Raw genomic sequence first — 19,304 nt, forward strand, 5'->3', positions numbered from 1 at the left:
AAAGTACCTGGACCTGTCCATGAATAGCTATAGTCGCCGCTGCCGGCTGTAACCGTGAGGTTGATCTCACCATTATATGGAGTAACGCAATTTGTATTATTTTCTACTACACTGTTTATTGTGGGATCAACAGCATCATCTATCACTTCAATAGTGGTTGTTTCAATACAACCTGACCCATTATCTGTAACTTCAAGCTGATAAGCACCTGGCTCGAGTACTGATATATTTTGATCAGTTGAGGCAAAGCCATTTGGACCACTCCAAGCATAACTATAAGGCCCTACTCCTCCAGTTACTGTTACCTGAATGCTTCCATCATAAGGTAATAAACAACGTTCATTATTATCAACCACAGGAGTAATAACCAAATCAACTACATCCACTGTGACACTGCCATTCATCTCTACTATAGGGCAGTTATTATTTTGAGCCTGTACTGTCAGAACATCTCCATCACTAAAGCTTCCTGAAGGAATAGTTAATGAAATTGCCCCCCCTGTACCGGTAACAGTAGAACTTGCTACTGGTGAACCATTTACATTTACAGTATATTCTACTGTTTCAGGAGCTGGAGGTGTCTCACTTCCATCTAAATCAATGGTAACATCATCTCCAATACACACTTCTAATGGGGAAAGTGTTGTTATATTATATATGTTTGATGAAGGATCAGTTAACTCAATACCTGATGATGCTCCTGAGCATGATGAGTAAGAATCATCAACATTTATCGTATATGATCCACCTGAAAGACCAGATAAAGAAACTAAGGATTCGCCATCAACGGTGAGCGTATTAGAATAACCAGTAGAAGAAGTTACTACAACATCGAATAGGCCGTTTCCAGCGCCTAAATCTCTGGATCCTCCACTAATTGAAAAATCAATTTGCCCATTAGGGCTAATACATGAATTATTATCAGACTTTGAGTCTACATTTATAGTTATTGGTGAAAGCTTAACCAAAAATACTCCACTACCAACCCCCAATTCATCAATTTGATTCGAAGCATCTTGCAATGCAAAGCGATAATTTCCACTAGGCAACCCCGCGCCCGAATTATCAAAGGTAAATGAATCTCCCACAGCAATGGTCTGAGTTGTGCCTAAAATTACTGGACCAAAAATGAATAACAAATCCGCGCTTGGACCATCAGCCGCAAGCACCGTAAATGTAATATAGCCGTTGTTTAATCCATCGCAAGGGTTGGAAACAAATACTTCTACTTCTAAATCTCCATTAGTAAAAGTGTTATTTTGAGCACTAGCGTAACTAGCACTAAAAAGTAACAGTAAGACTAAAAAAAAATACCTCATCCTTAATCTCATTTAATTTTGAATTCTCCCCTCTTCCAACACCCTTTATCAGAGTATATAAAATACTTATAATCACCGACTGACAAATTTTGGATTTTCGATTTCCCTTCTGAAACAGGCTTACTATTCTTATCATATATAAAATAAGAGATCTTCCCTGCAGTGCTTGAAACCTTAAACTCAACAGATTTTTTCTCGACTTCCACTTCAACCTTGAAATTATCGCAATCAGCAATTTCTGTAAAAGAAAAACTAAATACAGGCCCCATTAATAGGAGTATTACTAAGGAATATCTAATAATATTATTCATTTAAGGAGATCTCAAAAGTTGTCAATACATATATATATACATATAAAAAATAATGTAACCAGCGCTACAACAATATTTGAACAATGATGATATTCAGAAACATCACTTTATAAAAAATTATAGTCACAGGACAATATAATTAAAGCCTCAGTAATATATAATAAAAAAGCTCAATTTCCGTTGCAAGAAACTGAGTTCATTGATGTGTTTTATACTTTATAATCGATAATTAGTATTTTCTATTGAGAATCTCGCTCAAGATGACAGCTTTACGAGCACCATTAGGGTCTTTTAAACTTTGTAAAATTTCACTAGCAACGGAGTTTTCCTCTTTCTGATCGTACTCACTAAAGTATTGTGATTTGGTAGGAATATCTTCAAGGTCAACCTGCTCATCAAGTGTTTTCAGATCCTTCGCTGCATTTATGGATTTTCTATATGTTTCTTCTACTCTTTCTTCCTCTTCATGATCAAACTCATCAATTTCTAATTCGGGCAATTCTCTTGAAGATGGTTCTGAAGAATTAGCTTCACCAGTAAACTCTCTTAATAGTTCTTCAAAGGTTTTGGTCTTTTCTACGTTTTGAGAAGAAGTTCTATTGGCGGTTCGTTTAGGTGCTTGAGATGACTGCTTTTTTTTTGCAGACTTTAAAACCCTACTTATAATAGCAATAGCAACAAAAACGATGTAAATAAGTATTTCCTTATCCATAGTGTTAACAAATTTATAATATTTAATTTTAAATTTGCTGTCTTTGACCCTAATTATGACTAAACAAAATAGGGCAACACCTATAAGTATTTAAAATAGAGATACATGCAACTTTCCAAACTGGAGATCAAAGGCTTTAAAAGTTTTGGCGACAAAGTAACTATTAACTTTGATGAGGGGATTACAGGAATTGTAGGACCTAATGGTTGTGGTAAATCAAATATTGTAGACTCTATCCGTTGGGTACTGGGAGAGCAGAGTAGCCGTACTTTGCGATCTGAGAAAATGGAGAATGTTATTTTTAACGGAACAAAGAAAAGGAAACCTACCCAATTAGCAGAAGTATCGCTCACATTTAATAATACTAAAAATTTACTCCCCACAGAATATTCCCAGGTTTCTATTACAAGACGATATTATAGGTCTGGTGAAAGCGAGTATCTTCTAAATGGCGTAACCTGTAGGCTTAAAGACATCACTAACCTTTTTCTTGATACTGGTATCGCTTCTAATAGTTATGCCATCATAGAATTAAAAATGGTGGATGATATTCTTAACGACAAAGACCACTCGAGAAGAGGACTTTTTGAAGAAGCTGCAGGGATATCTAAATTTAAGAAACGAAAGAAAGAAACCTTAAAAAAGCTTCAAGATACTGACGCGGACCTGGAAAGAGTGGAAGACCTACTTTTCGAAATAGAAAAGAACATGAAGTCTTTAGAAAAGCAGGCCAAACAGACTGAGAAATACTACCAACTAAAAGAAGAATATAAGTCATTAAGCATTTTGCTTGCTCGCCTTACTATTAATAAGTTTAGTGAGAACTATAAGAATTTAGGAAAAAGGATAGAGGCCGAAAATGATAAAAAAATAAGCCTTAACAAGCAAGTAAGCGAAAAAGAAGCCAGCTTAGAGAAAGCTAAAGCTGACATGATTCTTAAAGAAAAAGCACTTTCATCAAGACAAAAAGCCCTTAATGAGCACGTGAATAAAATAAGGCAGTATGAGAGCGAAAAAAAGATTAAGAATGAGCGACTTCGCTTCCTAAATGACAAATCTGATTCACTTAAGGATCAGATAGAGCAAGATCGTAAAAGCAATGAGAGAGCAAAATTCAGTCTTGAAAGTCTTACTCAGGAAAAAAATGCAGCGCAGAAGATCTTAGCTGAGATAGAGGCTAAACTTGGAGGATTAAAAGAAGAGTATGAAATTCAAAAAAGAAAAACCACTCAAATACAGCAAGAAGTAGATACTCTTAGAAAATCTCAAAAGAGCAAGCAAGAAGAAATGTACCAACTGAAAAAATCAGTTGAGATTAAAGAACTTCAACTCAGCTCATTAAAGCAAGAACTTGAAAAAACCGCCAGCGACACCAATCAGCAAAGTGCCAGTTTGGTTGAATTCGATCAAAAGGTATCTGCTTTGTCAGAACAATTAAGTGTAAAGAATAACCAACTTCAAAAATTACAGACTGAAGAAACTGATCTTCAAAGTAGAATTGAGTCTACTGAAAAAACCATAGAAGTAATTAGAGAGGAAGTCACTCAAACCAATCGTAAGCTGGATGCCAAACAGAATGAATATAATCTGACAAAATCTCTAGTGGAAAGCTTAGAAGGTTTTCCTGAAGCCATAAAATTTTTAAAGAAAAAAGCGGATTGGAATAAAAATGCACCTCTCCTATCAGACATTCTTACTTGTGATGATAAATATCGTGTAACGATAGAGAATTACCTGGAGCCTTACCTTAATTATTATATAGTAGAGAAAGAAGAAGATGCTTATGAAGCTATCAATATATTAAGCGAAGCAGCCAGAGGTAAAGCTCACTTTTTCATATTGGAGTCATTTGAAAATTTCACACCTTCTAATACTACCCTTTACGACAATGCCTTTCCTGCCACTAATATCATGGAATATGATAGTAAGTACAGAAAGCTAATGAGTCATATTTTAGATAGGGTATATATTTTAGAAGGTGATTATAAAAGTATCCCGAAGAATGATGAAAATATCTTCATTACTCAAAGTGGGAAAGTCACTCGCAGAAGGTTTAGTATATCTGGAGGTTCTGTAGGTTTATTTGAAGGAAAAAAGATTGGTAGAGCAAAAAACCTTGAAAAATTAGATAAAGAAATAAAAGAACTTAGTCATAGACTGGATAATGTGCAGCAAAGCCTCAAGGACAAGCAAAAAGACCTTGAACAGTTTAAGCTAAGTACCCGAAAGACTGACATTGAAGAGCTTAGAGAAGAAATAAAGCTCATCAATGAAGAGTATATCTCTATAAAAACTAAGCAAGAACAGTTTAGCAAAATGCTCTCTGATGCTGATATGCGGAAAGAGGATATCCTTGAAAAAATTGAGGAGCTTACTGAGCAAATAGCAGAAGACAAACCACGAGCTGAAAATGAAGAGAAATCTCAACTTGAAAAAGAAGTAAAGTTAAATGAGCTATCGTTAGAACTTCAAGAGGAAAATGAAATTCTAACTGAAAAATCATCTGCCTTCAATGAGCAAAATATTTCTTTCCACCAGCAAGAAAATAGAGTAAGGAGCCTAGAACAAGAAATTGAATACAAAACAGATACTTTTGAAAACAGCAAAGGCCGAATAGAAAAAAATCAGGTTGAACTAAAGGAAAATGAATCTGAAATAAGGCAGCTGCTAGATAAAGCAGAAACTAATGATGACGAACTAGTATCTATGTATGAGGAGAAAGAAAGCATAGAAGCTGGCGTAAATGAAGCTGAAAGAGAATACTACAATGTCAGAGGGCAAATCGATGAGGTAGATAAATCAGTTAGAGAAGTTCAAAGGAGCAAGGAAAATATAGATACTGTACTCATGGAGCTTCAGAATAAGCTTAATGAAACCAAGCTTGAACTAAACTCTGTAAAGGAAAGGCTTTCTGTAGAATTCAGCATTAAAGTAGACGAAATAATGGATGATGATTCTGAAGAGCCTACAGAAGTCAGTGAAGAAGATTTACGAGATAAAGTAAATAAAATAAAAGACCGACTCGATCGTATGGGACCAATTAACCCTATGGCAATGGAGGCATACCAGGAAATTAAAGAAAGAAATGATTTCATCACCAGTCAGCGTGAAGACCTTTTTAATGCTAAAGACTCCCTCTTAACGACGATTAGTGAAATAGATACCGTAGCCAAAGAAACTTTTATAGATGCCTATGAAAAAATCAAAGAAAACTTTGTTAAGGTATTTAGAAGCCTCTTCACTGAAGAAGATGACTGTGATCTTAAGCTCAGTGACCCAGACAACCCTCTGGAGTCTAGCATCGAAATTATAGCTAAACCAAAAGGTAAAAGACCGCTTACGATTAACCAGCTCTCTGGAGGTGAAAAAACCCTTACGGCCACCTCCCTGCTATTCTCCATCTACCTTTTAAAACCTGCGCCATTCTGTATTTTTGATGAAGTAGATGCTCCTTTAGACGATGCCAATATTGATAAGTTCAATAATATTATCAAGACGTTCTCCAAAGAATCTCAATTTATAATAGTTACTCACAACAAAAGGACTATGGCCAGTACTGATGTAATCTATGGAATTACCATGATAGAACAGGGCGTATCAAGAGTGATACCTGTGGATTTAAGAGAACTTGCTGATTAAATTTTAGGGGTTTTCCTGTACCAAATTTCAGTGAGCCCCTTAACATTCTAAATTTTGCATTTTAAACAACTTCCCACACAAAACTTCCCAACACTAATTCACTAAAAACCAGAGAGTTGAAATAATTAACATTTTCAGAATAATCCCCTATAAGTTCGTTCGTGCTGCTTGCGATATTTGAAATATAAAATTTTAAAAGCAAGAAATCATGAAATCAAAAGCCCTCTTTTTTATTCTCACTTTTTATTTATTCACTCCACCTATAGGAACACATGCTTTTCCTGAAATACATTATATAGATGATGATCAAAAAACGAAAAGTCAGTTCATTCTATCCATCACAAAATACCTACAATGGTCTACCCCTACTGAAAGTATAGTATTAGGAATAATATCTAATAATGATGAAATGTATAAGACCTTATCTGCTTTAGCATCGTCACGATCATCGGGTAAAAAAATTATAATTAAAAACTATACTGACGTCTCAGAAATTGAAGATTGTAATATTCTATTTGTCACTAAAGGAGGAGAATTAAGTGTTAATGAAATCCGACAGTTAGACATTACAAATTTGCTGGTCATTACAGAGCAGGAAGGGGAGAAAGATAGTGCGATTAACTTAATCAATAAAGAAGGCAAATTAATGTTTGAGGTTAATCGTGAAGTAGTAGGAAAGACGGGTGTAAAAATGGCCAGCAAACTTATGGATTTGGCCATTGTGAAATAGAAATGTGTGGGTTAGGCTGATAAAGGCTAAAGAGGGGCAGCAAGGCTCCTCTTTACATTATCACAAATAATGGCTGTAGCCATAGCTACATTCAAAGACTCTGCTCCACCATAAGCGGGTATTGTAATTTTTGAGCTTACCATTTTCTCCATTTCCTCTGAAATACCATGAGCCTCATTACCCATTAATAAAACCCCACCTTCACTAAATTTCACCTGATGTACATTTTCTCCACTTAACATGGCTCCATATACTGGTACACCAGCCTTTGACAATATTTCATCAAGCTCCATATACCATATATCTACACGCGTAAAAGATCCTTTAGAGGCAGAAATTACTTTTGGATTATAAAAATCTGCCGTATTTGGAGAAGCTAACACTTTAGATATGCCATACCAATCAGCTATTCTTATTATAGTTCCTAAATTACCTGGATCGTTGATATCCTCAAGAGCTATTACATATTCTGCTGGATTAATTATAAAGCTTTCTTGGACCTTCATTTTAACCACGGCTAGTGCCTGATTATTAGATTTTAAAGCTCCTACTTTCTCCAACTCCTTCTCACTTACTTCGATTGTATAAATATCTTTAGGAATAATACTATCTTTAATGAAATCATTAGTAACTATAAGCATTGTCACCTCAAAATCGGACCTCAACACTTCCTGAACACTTTTCTTCCCCTCTACTAAAAAGGATTGTTCTTCCTTTCTGTATTTCTTTAATTGCAAGGATTTAATGAACTTCGCAGTTGTTTTAGATATCATAAGCTATAAGTTACTAATAAGTTTGAGGGCACATTATATTTTTATATTCATAACAGGATTTCTACTGTCAGGATGTTTGGGCTCCAAATATCTTAAACCTGATGAAAAACTTCTCTACAAACAAAAAATAAAAAGTAGTAACGAGCTAGATAAAGAAGATCTAAATCAGCTATATGCCCAAAAGCCGAACCGACAGTTCCCAATAGTCCCCTTCTCTCCTTACGTATGGTTCTATTATTACGGTCAAAAAAGATACGATGCCGATAAGTATAAAGCCAAAAGAAATGAGACTAGAATTAAATGGAATAGAAAAATTGCTCAAGCACAGGCTAAAGAAAAAACCAAAAAAGTAAAAAAGCTCGAACGAAAAAAGCAGAAAAAAATAGCGCGAATTAACAAAACCATTCAAGAAGGCAATATCTGGATGCGTTGGGGTGAGCCTATTGCTGTTTATGACTCTTCACTATCCAGGCTTACCATGGACCGATTTAGGCTATATTTATATTCTAAAGGTTTTTTTCAGGCCACTGTAGACACTACTTTAAGGCTTTATAATGACAAGGTTTCCATAAAATATATTATTGATGAAGGAGAGCCATACACTATTGATAAAATAATGCTAGAATCTACCGATGAGGACATTATCCAATTGATCAAAAAGAATAAGGCTGATAGCAAATTAAAAATAGGGGATAATTATGATCAAAGTAAAATTAGTAGCGAAAGAGAATGGATTGATCAATTATTAAAAGATCATGGATATTTTGATTTTAGTAGGCAGTATGTTGAGTTTAACGTAGATACAGCATATGGCGGAAATAAAAAAATAGCGATTGAAACAGTTATTAACGAACCTAAGAAAGGCACACACAAAGTTTTCACCGTGGATTCTGTTAATTTCACTACGGATGCCAATACCACTACGACCCCTTCCGACTCGTTAAGAAAATCAGAAACTTACAATGGCACCACATATCGCTTTTATGAGAACCTCTATAATTTCAAAATACTGAATAGACGGGTTTTCGTAAAAAAAGACAGCGTATACAGCAAAAGCAATACTTTTACCACACAGAGGCAACTGGCCAACCTTGATCATTTCAGATTTATTAATATTAATTATGATTCTGCTGATGGTAAGTTAATTGCCAATATTTACACTAGTCCATTGAGCAGATACCAATGGACCAATGAAGTAGGAATAAATGTTACTCAAGGATTTCCTGGGCCTTTTTACAATTTATCTTTCAAAAAGCGAAACGTATTCAAAGGGTTGGAGATATTAGAGCTAAATGGTAGAGTTGGGATCGAAGGTGTAGCTCCCGCTACAGAAATTCAGGAAGTATATGCCAGTGTAGAAGCTGGGGTAAACGCCTCTTTAACTTTTCCTCAGTTCGTATTGCCGTTAAGCTCCAAAGCAAAGGAGAGACTAGGCCGGCTTAACCCTAAAACCAGATTACTTATTGGATACACTTATACGGATAGACCAGAATATGTAAGGGAAAATATCAATATATCCAATTCTTATTCATGGCAATCTGAAAAGCAAACGCTATTTAACTTCACCTCTACCGACATCAGTATAATTAACTCAGACCTTAGTCAAAGTTTCAGAGATACCCTTTTGGTACTCGCAGATAGAGGAAACCGCCTAATAAACACATTTAGACCTTCTTTTGTAAGTAGCATGAACTTTAGCACCACATGGAATAATAATAGCTACGGAATCAACTTTGAGAACTCTTCGTTCTTTCGAATTTACCTGGAAAGTGGTGGTACTAGCCTTAATTTTATAGATCCGGGGCCCATAGAAAGGCAAGGTTTGGAGTATTATAAATACATCAAACTTAGCATTGATAAACGTAAAATCAATCCTATTAATGAAAATACAACACTCGCCTATAGAATCAATGCTGGGATAGCAAAGCCTTACAGCGACAACCAGATATTGCCTTATGAAAAATACTTTTTCGCAGGGGGTAGTAATGGCATCAGAGCTTGGCGACCGAGACGTTTAGGACCAGGGTCCTTTTCATCGATAGACTCCGTTTCTAATCGGGTTACCTATAACTTTGAACAGCCAGGAGAATTGTTAATAGAAGGAAGTATAGAGCTTAGAAAAAACCTAATAGGTTTTATTGATTACGCTGCATTTATTGACTTTGGAAATATTTGGATGATTCAAAAAGATCCATCAAGACCAGGATCACAGTTTAAACTAGACAGGTTTTACAAAGAAATAGCTGTAGGTGGCGGCTTGGGTCTACGCTTTGACTTTTCTTTTCTGGTATTAAGGCTAGACGCAGGTATGAAACTCTACGACCCGGCAAGGCCAGAGGGTAAGCGCTTTATTACCTCTAGTGGATATTATGATGAGCCATTCACTCCTACTGCCGCAGAAGCTGTGGTATTGAATATTGGTATTGGGTATCCATTCTAATATTCCAAAAGCTCCGCCAGAACTTGCTCTACTTTACTAACATTTGGCAGCATTTGCTTTTCTAGCTCTACATTTAAAGGGATAGCGGGTAAATTAGCAGCCCCTAATAGCTGTACGGGCGCATCTAGGAATTCGAAACATCTATGACCTATACGTCCAGCTAAAGACTCTGCAAATGAATTCATGAGAGGTTCTTCGGTAAGAATAAAAGCCCTATTATGCTTTTTTACCGCAGTATCTATAGCATCCCAATCAATAGGATTTAAAGAGCGCAAATCTAAGATTTCAACTCTTCCCTCAAACTTAATTGCTGCTGCTTTGGCCCAGTAAATACCCATTCCATAGGTAATAATAACACAGCTAGGTACTTTTCCTATAATGCTGTCATCGCCTGATAACTCCTGCCTGGCTTTTCCTAAAGGTATGATATAATCTACTGAAGGCTCTATTGTTTTAGCCTCCTTGGTACCTGGCACCTTAGACCAGTAAAGACCCTTATGCTCCAGCATTACCACAGGGTTAGGGTCATAAAATGCGGCCTTCATCAAGCCTTTCATATCTGCAGCATTAGAAGGGTATATTACTTTTATTCCTCTTATACTTAACAGTACCGACTCTATGCTGCCAGAATGATAAGGCCCTCCACCTCCGTAAGCTCCGATAGGCACCCTTATTAAGGATTGTATGGGAAACTTACCTGCCGACAAATAACAGCTCTTAGAAAGCTCCTCTACGAGCTGATTAATCCCTGGCCAAATGTAATCCGCGAACTGCACCTCCACTATAGGCTTAGCACCAACCGCCGACATACCTGCTGTAGATCCAATTATATATGCCTCTTGAATTGGCGTATTAAACACTCTATGACTACCATATTTTTGGGCCAATGTAGCTGCCTCTCTAAAAACTCCTCCTAATGTACCCCCTACATCCTGACCATAAAAAAGAGCCTCCGGATGACTCTTTAAAATTTCTTCTATAGCATGTAAAGCAGCGTCTACCATTACCACTTTATCAGCCCTCTCTGGCATACGCTCTCCACTTTCCTTTGTAATTTCCGTTGGAGCAAACTCATGCATACTGTATGTTTTCACATCTGGGTCATCCGCTTGCAATGCTCTTTGATAGTCGTTAGCTACCACTTCCTTAGCTTCTTCCTCTATCCTGTCCAGTTCGGATAAAGAAATTCCGTTATCAACTAAATAAGCTTTCAGCTTAGGCAAAGGATCATTTTTTGCGTGTTTTTTTAAATCCTCATCTCCTCTATACCACTCTTTTCTAACTCCGGAGGTATGATGCCCTAGCAAAGGACATTTGGCATGAACTAAAAGGGGGCCCTGCCTTTCTCTTACGTAAGAAAATGCTTTTTGAATACCTAAATATGAATTTACAAAATCAGCTCCATCTACTCTAAGTCGCTCCATATGCTTAAAGCCCGACGCATAATCATAAGCATCCATATTCCTCATTTCCTTGCCTGTAGCTGAAATACCCCAATCATTATCCTGAACAAGATAAACGATAGGTAGCTTTTTCAAGACTGCCATTTGCCATGCTTCAGCCACTTCTCCTTCCGTAACTGCCCCATCGCCAAGAGAACATAAAACCAAAGGCTTATTTTCATCACTTCCCTTTACCTGCTCCAAGTATTGGATACCCTGAGCCATGCCCGTAGCCGGAATCGCCTGCATACCCGTAGCCGAACTTTGATGAGGAATAATAGGAAAACCTTCCCTTTTTAAAGATGGATGCGAATAATAAGTTCTTCCTTGTGAAAATGGATCGTCAGCCTTAGCCAATAGTTGTAACATTAATTCATATGGCTGAATTCCTATTCCTAAAAGAATCGATTCATCCCTATAATATAATGAAGCATAATCATGCGCTGTAAGCTGAAAGCCTACCGCTAACTGAATGGCTTCATGCCCTCTGGAAGTACTATGCACATATTTACCACACACTTCTCGGTTTTCATCATATGTCTCTGCCATTCTTTTGGAAGTACACATGAGTTTGAAGGCTTTAAGTAAAACTTTTTTGTTAATTATAGGCTTATCCTGAGTCATTAAAGATTTGGTTGAAGGCATAGGTTTTTCTTTTATTTGCTCAAGCTAACGACTGTTCGCTATATCTCTAATTTACGAAATTCGCAAAGAACATAGGCCTCTTTAGTATTTTTTACAATTATCAAGTCAAAAAAATCCTGAGTACTATTATAGAATTTAATAGTTTTGCCCTATGAGTATTACCAAAACAGACATTTCGGAGTGGTTTAAACTATTACAGGATGAAATCTGTAGTGCATTAGAAAAAACTGATGGCAAGGCACAGTTCCAAGAAGACCTCTGGGAAAGGCCCGGCGGCGGCGGAGGCAGAACTAGAGTAATCACAGAAGGTAATGTTTTAGAAAAGGGTGGTGTTAACTTCTCTGCGGTTGAAGGCACTACACCGGTAAACATACTTCAGGCCTTAGAACTTGAAGAATGTGATTTCTTCGCCACAGGAGTTTCTATTGTCATGCACCCAAGTAATCCATGGGTACCTATCATACACATGAATGTACGATACTTTGAAATGAGCAATGGAGTTTGGTGGTTTGGTGGCGGTATAGATCTGACCCCTCACTACATTGATAAAAAAGAAGCATTCTATTTCCATCAATCTATAAAATCAGCATGCGATCACCACAACAGTGATTTTTATCCTAGATTTAAAACCTGGGCTGACGAATATTTCTATTTAAAGCATAGAAAAGAAACTAGAGGTGTTGGCGGTATATTTTTCGACAGGCTTGGTGAAAGTGAAGGCACTAAAGAGGACCTTTTTGCTTTTGTTCAGGAAGTAGGTAAAAGCTTTGCTCCTATCTATGTTCATTATATGAACCAAAACAGGAATAAGCCCTTTACTGAGCTAGAAAAAAACTGGCAAATGCTACGCAGAGGTCGTTATGTAGAGTTTAATTTGGTTTGGGATAAAGGAACAAAATTTGGACTTGACACTGACGGCCGAACAGAGTCTATACTTATGAGCTTACCGCCGCAAGCTAATTGGGTATATGACTTTCAACCTCAGGAGGGTAGCAAAGAAAGTGAGACTCTCAAATTATTGAAGAAAAATATTGATTGGATAAATCAAAAATAAACTCTACCGTTAAACTTTAAAGACGCTTTATGTTAGATTGGTTAATCAAGCTTGATCAGGAAATATTCTTTTTTCTAAACGGACTACACCGAGACTGGCTAGATCAGGTAATGTTCTGGATATCTGATAAATATGTTTGGTTCCCCTTCTACGCTGTGCTTGCGGGGTTCATTATTAAAAAATACAAATGGCACTCCATTATTTGGCTTATCGGCCTAGGTTTGGCCATAGCAGCTGCTGATCAGATATGCTCAGGTTTTATGAAGCCATACTTTGCCAGACCAAGGCCCTCCAGAGATCCCCAATTCGAAGGGCTGGTGTATATTATCAATGGATACACTGGAGGCCACTATGGCTTTGCCTCTTCTCACTCAGGAAACGCCTTCTCTTTGGCTGCCTTTGTCTATTTTCTATTCAGAAATGAATACAAATGGATCTGGACTATTTTCGTTTGGGCCTTAGTGGTAGCATACAGCAGAATTTATCTGGGAGTACACTACCCTGGGGACATTTTAGTGGGTGGACTTATAGGGCTAATTGCTGGCTATTTATTTTACCTGTTAGCCGCTTACGTTTATAACAATAAATTTAAATCTGTCCAGACTTAGCGAGAAGCTTCTGAACATATTTACCGATTATATCAAACTCAAGGTTAACAGAACTCCCAACCTCTAAATGTTTCATATTAGTATGCTCATAAGTATACGGAATAATAGCAACGCTAAATTCCGTGTCTTTTGAGTTGAAACAGGTCAAACTAATTCCGTTAATGGTAATTGATCCTTTTTCTACCGTAAAGTACTCTTTGGAGAGATTATGTTCTATGGTAAAAAGCCAGCTTCCACCCTCTTCTTTGATGCTTTTAACCACGCCAGTCATATCGACATGACCTTGTACAATGTGTCCATCAAATCGCCCATTATTAATCATACAGCGCTCCAAATTCACAAGGTTCCCGGCCTTTAAATCACCAAGGCTAGTTTTAGTCATCGTCTCATGGATGGCAGTAACAAAATGGCTATCTCCATCTACGTCAGTCACAGTAAGACAAACCCCATTGTGAGACACACTTTGATCTATTTTTAATTCGGAAGATATAGAACTTTCTATTTCAAAATGTCTATTCTCCCCTTCTGTCTGGATAGATTTCACCATACCCAAACTCTCTATAATTCCGGTAAACATATGCTATTTATTAATTTACTGTAAAAGTAATTAAACCATACAGGCTAAAAAACTAATTGTACTAATACAGTTTCTCCCTCAAATCATTGACTATAAGAATCAGACAACTTCTCACGTTTAATTCTTCGCTTCTTTCTATCTCCTACCTGCAATATGATCAAGCCTCCGGCGGCACATAGAGCCATTACTAACACCATAGGTAAAGTTGTTCCATTATGCAGCACGCTTACAAGAGCAGTAACCAGACCTCCGAGCCCCATTCTGATGGCTCCCATCAAAGCACTGGCACTTCCTGCATTCTTGGAAAAAGGTGCCAATGTTAATGCTGAGGCATTGGGATTAGAAAGCCCATGCCCAGTAAGAAATATAAAAAGTAGCCCTATCAATGCATACATACTCAACATACCAAACATCACCCCTCCTACCATGAGCACACCTGTAACTACCTGATAGCTAATGGCAACTTTCATAACCTGCTTATTACTATAATATTTAAGCAAAATATGATTGAGCTGAGTGGAACCTATCATAGCAAAAGCGAGAATCGCGAATATCCACCCATACTGCTTCTCTGTAACCTGATAGATATTCATAAAAACATCTGAAGAACCAGCTATGTAAGCGAAAGGGGCCGATGTGGCTATTCCTCCTGCAAAAGCATATACTGCAAACTGTTTATCACTCAACACCGTCCAATAAGCTTTTACCACAGCCTTGGGTTTTAAAGACAGCGTCCTATCTGCAAGCTGGCCCTCTGGCAGCGCAAAGAATGCTGCCACCAAAATAAAAGCAGTTATAGCTCCTAAAACCAAAAACACAGAATGCCATCCATAAGATGCAACCATATAGCCTCCCAAGGTAGGGGCAATCATAGGTGATATAGCTATCACCAATACTAATAAGGAAAATGCCTGTGCCGTTTTCTCCACAGGAAACAAATCTCTAACCAACGCCTGAGCAGCCACCATACCTGCGCAGCCACCTACCGCCTGTATTAATCTCATAAATATAAGTTGCTCCACAGAATTAGTGTAAGCACAACCTATTGAAGCAATTACATAAATCAGTAAACCAATATACAATGGCCTTTTTCTTCCGAACCGGTCAAGCAAAGGCCCATAAAGTAATTGCCCAAGTGAAATTCCTATGAAGTAGCTGGTTAATGACAACTGTACTTTATCGATAGTTGAGTTTAAGTCTTTCGCTATAGACGGAAAGCCAGGCAAATACATATCAATAGAAAAAGGGCTTATGGTAGACAGAAGTCCTAAAATTAAAATCAATATAAAATATTGCGATTTTGTCATATCCAGATTTACTTAAGCCTAAGTGTACCAAAAACACTAAGCTTTTAAATGATTAAACCCTCTATAACGTAACCATGCATAATTAGTTTAACATTTCTAATTTATTTGCATTCTTTTTCTGTACCGATCATTTATTATGAAAGAAAGTAGAAAATGCTCATTATTTCGCGAAATGCTCTTAATTTTGCAGCCTTATAGAATAACCAGAAACATACATGTCATTAAAAGAAAAGTACCCCATTGCCCTGTACAACACTTTAAGTGGTAAAAAAGAAACCTTTGTGCCTTTGAATAAAGAGAGTGTAGGCATGTATGTATGTGGACCCACTGTGTATAGTGATGTTCATTTGGGCAACATTCGTACTTTTCTAAGCTTTGACATAGTGTACAGATACCTCATGTACATAGGTTACAAAGTGCGATATGTTAGAAACATAACCGATGTAGGTCACCTGGAAAATGATGCAGATGAAGGCGAAGATAAGATCGCAAAAAAAGCACGTATAGAACAGCTAGAACCTATGGAATTGGTTCAAAAATACACTTCAGGCTTTCATCAGGTGCTTGATCAATTTAATATTTTACCTGTAAGCATAGAGCCTTCCGCTACTGGTCATATCGTAGAACAGATTGAAATGGTGAAAGAACTCATAGCCAATGGCTGGGCTTATGAAGTAAATGGCTCCGTATATTTTGATGTATCTAAATACGACAAGTCTCATTCTTATGGCAAGCTTTCCAAAAGAAAAATTGAAGATCTCATGGATAGTGGCCGAACGCTAGACAGTCAAGATGAAAAAAGAAACAAAATAGATTTCGCTATTTGGAAAAAAGCGTCTGATAGTCACATTATGAGGTGGAATTCTCCTTGGGGCGAAGGCTTCCCCGGTTGGCACTTGGAATGCACCGTAATGAGCACCAAATATTTAGGAGAACAATTTGACATCCACGGTGGTGGTATGGACCTCGTTTTTCCTCACCACGAATGTGAAATAGCTCAGTCTGTAGGAGCCACAGGTAAAGATCCCGTGAGCTATTGGATGCATGCCAATATGCTTACCGTAAACGGACAAAAAATGAGTAAGTCTTTAGGCAATTCATTTTTACCTTCAGAACTTTTCGCAGGAGATCACAAGCTTTTAGACAGAGGTTTTAGTCCTATGGTAGTTCGGTTTTTCATGCTACAATCTCATTACTCTAGCACGTTAGACTTCTCCAATGAAGCTCTTATTGCAGCAGAAAAAGGCTATAAAAGGTTAATGGAAGGTTTGAAAGTATCTAAAAACCTCACTTATAGCAAAGGACAGATTAATCAAGAGCTAGAAGATTCTGTAAACTCACTTATAGATGGCCTGTTTCAAAATATGGGAGATGATTTCAATACCGCAAAAACATTAGCTGTATTGTTTGAGATCACTACGCTCATGAATAACTTCAAAGTAGGTAATCACAATACTGGTGACATCAAAGAAGAAACTTTCAATAACCTTATCAAACATTATCAAGGGGTTATTTTGCAAGTACTAGGCTTAAACGAAGAAGTAGAAAGCAACAATAACTTGGCGAATGGGGTTATAGAACTGCTTATTAATTTAAGGTCAGATGCGAAATCAGCTAAGAATTATGCCTTATCTGATAAAATAAGGGATGATTTAAAAGCACTTGGTGTTACCCTAAAAGATGGAAAAGAAGGCACTGAATTTTCAATTGATTAATAAGCCATGATAAACCTGCTGAAGATATTATTTATCATTCCGGTAAGGTTTTATCAGCTCGCCATAAGCCCGCTTTTGGGTCAAAATTGCAGACACACCCCCACTTGCTCACAATACACCATTGAAGCAATAAAAGAGTGGGGGCCTTTTAAAGGAACCTGGCTGGGTATGAAACGTATTTCCAGATGCCACCCCTGGGGCACTAGCGGATATGATCCTGTACCTAAAAAAGACCAAAAATAAAGAGGTTATATAACTAAAAACCTCCCTCCTCTTTTATCTCCTACTATTTAGCCATCCTTTTTGAGGCTATACCAACATATTTGAGCATATTTGTCTAAATCTCTAACGCTCCTAAACCGATGTTAAAAATAGATATGCACACCCATATTATTCCAGAAATAATGCCCAACTGGACAGAAAAATTTGGTTATGGAGACTTCATCTATTTACAACATCATAAAGAAGGAGTAGCTAAAATGATGAAAGGCAATCAGTTCTTTCGTGAAATTAAAGCTAACTGCTGGGATCCTCAGATAAGAATAGAAGAATACAAGCAATTCCACACGCAGGTTCAGGTGGTTTGCACCATCCCCGTCATGTTTTCTTACTGGGCTAAACCAGGCGATGGTCATGACCTCTCACGCTTCCTTAATGACCACATGGCCGCACTGGTAGAGACTTACCCTAAAAATTATATCGGATTAGCCACCATACCAATGCAAGATACCGACTTGGCTATTGAAGAGTTAGAACGGTGCAAACAATTAGGCTTTCCTGGCATACAAATAGGTAGCAATATTAATAATGAAAACCTTAGCGAAGATCGGTTTTATCCTATATTCGAAGCTTGCGAAGCTTTAGATATGGCCGTAATGGTACACCCTTGGAACATGATGGGAATGGACAGCATGGCTAAATACTGGCTTCCTTGGCTTGTAGGCATGCCTGCTGAAACCTCCAGAGCCATCTGCTCCATAATTTTTTCCGGTATCATGGAAAAACTTCCTACTCTAAGATTTAACTTCGTGCATGCCAGTGGCTCTTTTTTGGCTACAATAGGCAGGATAGAACACGGTTTCCGGTGCCGCCCTGACCTTGTAGCCATTGATAATGACGTTAATCCACGCAACTATATCGGAAAATTCTGGGTTGATTGTATTACTCATGATAAAAAAATGTTAGAATACATTTTAGAAACCCAAGGATCCGATAAAGTAACTTTAGGGTCTGATTACCCCTTCCCTTTGGGAGATCTGGAAATTGGTAAGTTTATTGAAGAAATGAATTTACCAATGGAGGTGGTTGAAAATATTTTTTGCAATTCCACGTTGGAATGGCTCAAATTGGAAAAGAAAGATTATATAGATGCATAAGCAATTATTACTTGTTAGTATTTTTTCACTCATCGCATGTATGAGTGTATTGGCTCAAGAAACCCAAGAGGAGAAAATTCAGCAAGCTATAATGGACCGGGAACAGGCTGAAAGATCTCAGATACTACAAAATATGGATCGTGGTGTGGCTATGATGGAAGATGGAAATTATCAGGACGCCAATGCCATATTCAAACAAGTATTGGCTAGCGTGAAAGTAGTACCTACTGAGTTATGCTTTTATTTTGGAAAAAACTCTTATCACCTGGAAAAATACCGCCAGAGTATTGACTGGTTAAACAAATATATAGAATTAAAAGGAACAACTGGACAGTATTATGACGAATGTTCTGAATATTTAGAGAAGGCAAAACAAGGCTTTTTAGGTGTTCAAAAAGACGAAAGAGAAGAAGTTAAGACCATTCTATCTATAAATTACGACATAGACTGCGGCCCCAGTGGCAAAGTAATATGCCCGGTGTGCAAAGGAAAAGGAGTAATTATTACCAAAGGCCAATTTAGAGATACTTATAAAACCTGCCCCTATAGCGATGACCACGGGCTACTTACCTGCGAAGAATACAACCAATTACTTCGTGGAGAATTAAAGCCTAAATTATAACAAAACCTATAAACCACCGCTACTTCACTTATCG

16 protein-coding genes are annotated in these 19,304 nt (G+C 37.4%); 9 read left to right on the top strand and 7 right to left on the bottom strand.

Features of this window, described 5'->3' with window-relative positions:
* The 3 genes from JL102_RS21020 to JL102_RS21030 form a co-directional block, all read right to left on the bottom strand.
* Nucleotides 1-1,319: SprB repeat-containing protein (locus JL102_RS21020; RefSeq protein WP_202246442.1), on the bottom strand; the 1,319-nt coding region annotated here is incomplete at its 3' end.
* 8 nt (nucleotides 1,320-1,327) lie between these two features.
* Nucleotides 1,328-1,630: a hypothetical protein gene (locus JL102_RS21025; RefSeq protein ID WP_202246443.1), complete on the bottom strand. Its 303-nt coding sequence runs from the start codon at nucleotides 1,628-1,630 to the stop codon at nucleotides 1,328-1,330.
* 229 nt (nucleotides 1,631-1,859) lie between these two features.
* Entirely contained in the window at nucleotides 1,860-2,342 is a 483-nt protein-coding gene (locus tag JL102_RS21030; RefSeq protein ID WP_202246444.1) for a hypothetical protein, read from the bottom strand.
* Nucleotides 2,343-2,447: 105 nt separating this feature from the next.
* On the opposite strand from JL102_RS21030, the gene smc reads away from it, so the two are divergent.
* Complete coding sequence (smc, locus tag JL102_RS21035) at nucleotides 2,448-5,981, top strand: chromosome segregation protein SMC (protein ID WP_202246445.1); 3,534 nt, start codon at nucleotides 2,448-2,450, stop codon at nucleotides 5,979-5,981.
* 208 nt (nucleotides 5,982-6,189) lie between these two features.
* The gene (locus tag JL102_RS21040) at nucleotides 6,190-6,711 is read left to right on the top strand and encodes a YfiR family protein (RefSeq protein ID WP_202246446.1); all 522 of its coding nucleotides are present in this window, start codon (nucleotides 6,190-6,192) and stop codon (nucleotides 6,709-6,711) included.
* A 26-nt stretch (nucleotides 6,712-6,737) separates the two neighbouring features.
* Here the strand turns inward: JL102_RS21040 and JL102_RS21045 are convergent, their stop codons facing one another.
* A complete protein-coding gene (locus tag JL102_RS21045; RefSeq protein ID WP_202246447.1) occupies nucleotides 6,738-7,484 on the bottom strand; it encodes a TrmH family RNA methyltransferase in 747 nt (248 codons plus the stop codon).
* On the opposite strand from JL102_RS21045, the gene tamL reads away from it, so the two are divergent.
* Nucleotides 7,456-9,924 carry a translocation and assembly module lipoprotein TamL gene (gene tamL, locus JL102_RS21050; RefSeq protein ID WP_202246448.1) on the top strand — a complete coding sequence of 823 codons (2,469 nt, stop codon included), beginning with the start codon at nucleotides 7,456-7,458 and terminating at the stop codon, nucleotides 9,922-9,924. The genes JL102_RS21045 and tamL overlap by 29 nt on opposite strands.
* Here the strand turns inward: tamL and JL102_RS21055 are convergent.
* A complete protein-coding gene (locus JL102_RS21055) occupies nucleotides 9,921-12,011 on the bottom strand; it encodes an alpha-ketoacid dehydrogenase subunit alpha/beta (RefSeq protein WP_202246449.1) in 2,091 nt (696 codons plus the stop codon). The genes tamL and JL102_RS21055 overlap by 4 nt on opposite strands.
* A gap of 151 nt (nucleotides 12,012-12,162) precedes the next feature.
* Here JL102_RS21055 and hemF point away from each other — a divergent pair, with 151 nt between their 5' ends.
* Complete coding sequence (gene hemF / locus JL102_RS21060) at nucleotides 12,163-13,065, top strand: oxygen-dependent coproporphyrinogen oxidase (protein WP_202246450.1); 903 nt, start codon at nucleotides 12,163-12,165, stop codon at nucleotides 13,063-13,065.
* Between the two features lie 29 nt (nucleotides 13,066-13,094).
* Nucleotides 13,095-13,673 (top strand): phosphatase PAP2 family protein, encoded by a 579-nt coding sequence (locus tag JL102_RS21065; RefSeq protein ID WP_202246451.1) that lies wholly within the window; start codon nucleotides 13,095-13,097, stop codon nucleotides 13,671-13,673.
* Here the strand turns inward: JL102_RS21065 and JL102_RS21070 are convergent.
* Both JL102_RS21070 and JL102_RS21075 read right to left on the bottom strand, forming a co-directional pair.
* Nucleotides 13,654-14,250, bottom strand: a complete 597-nt coding sequence (locus JL102_RS21070) for a riboflavin synthase (protein ID WP_202246452.1) — start codon at nucleotides 14,248-14,250, stop codon at nucleotides 13,654-13,656. The two genes, JL102_RS21065 and JL102_RS21070, sit on opposite strands and share 20 nt — an antisense overlap.
* Nucleotides 14,251-14,333: 83 nt before the next feature.
* Nucleotides 14,334-15,557 (bottom strand): multidrug effflux MFS transporter, encoded by a 1,224-nt coding sequence (locus JL102_RS21075; RefSeq protein ID WP_202246453.1) that lies wholly within the window; start codon nucleotides 15,555-15,557, stop codon nucleotides 14,334-14,336.
* A gap of 215 nt (nucleotides 15,558-15,772) precedes the next feature.
* Between JL102_RS21075 and cysS the strand changes: the two genes are divergently transcribed.
* The 4 genes from cysS (at nucleotide 15,773) to JL102_RS21095 (ending at nucleotide 19,270) form a co-directional block, all read left to right on the top strand.
* Complete coding sequence (gene cysS / locus JL102_RS21080; RefSeq protein ID WP_202246454.1) at nucleotides 15,773-17,272, top strand: cysteine--tRNA ligase; 1,500 nt, start codon at nucleotides 15,773-15,775, stop codon at nucleotides 17,270-17,272.
* A 6-nt stretch (nucleotides 17,273-17,278) separates the two neighbouring features.
* Nucleotides 17,279-17,515 (top strand): membrane protein insertion efficiency factor YidD, encoded by a 237-nt coding sequence (gene yidD, locus JL102_RS21085; protein ID WP_202246455.1) that lies wholly within the window; start codon nucleotides 17,279-17,281, stop codon nucleotides 17,513-17,515.
* Between the two features lie 119 nt (nucleotides 17,516-17,634).
* The gene (locus JL102_RS21090) at nucleotides 17,635-18,648 is read left to right on the top strand and encodes an amidohydrolase family protein (RefSeq protein WP_237390689.1); all 1,014 of its coding nucleotides are present in this window, start codon (nucleotides 17,635-17,637) and stop codon (nucleotides 18,646-18,648) included.
* Nucleotides 18,641-19,270: a hypothetical protein gene (locus tag JL102_RS21095; protein ID WP_202246456.1), complete on the top strand. Its 630-nt coding sequence runs from the start codon at nucleotides 18,641-18,643 to the stop codon at nucleotides 19,268-19,270. The genes JL102_RS21090 and JL102_RS21095 overlap by 8 nt, the downstream gene beginning before the upstream one ends.
* Nucleotides 19,271-19,304: the final 34 nt, after the last annotated feature.

The sequence above is a fragment of the Fulvivirga sediminis genome (genome assembly GCF_016757215.1).
GTDB lineage: Bacteria > Bacteroidota > Bacteroidia > Cytophagales > Cyclobacteriaceae > Fulvivirga > Fulvivirga sediminis.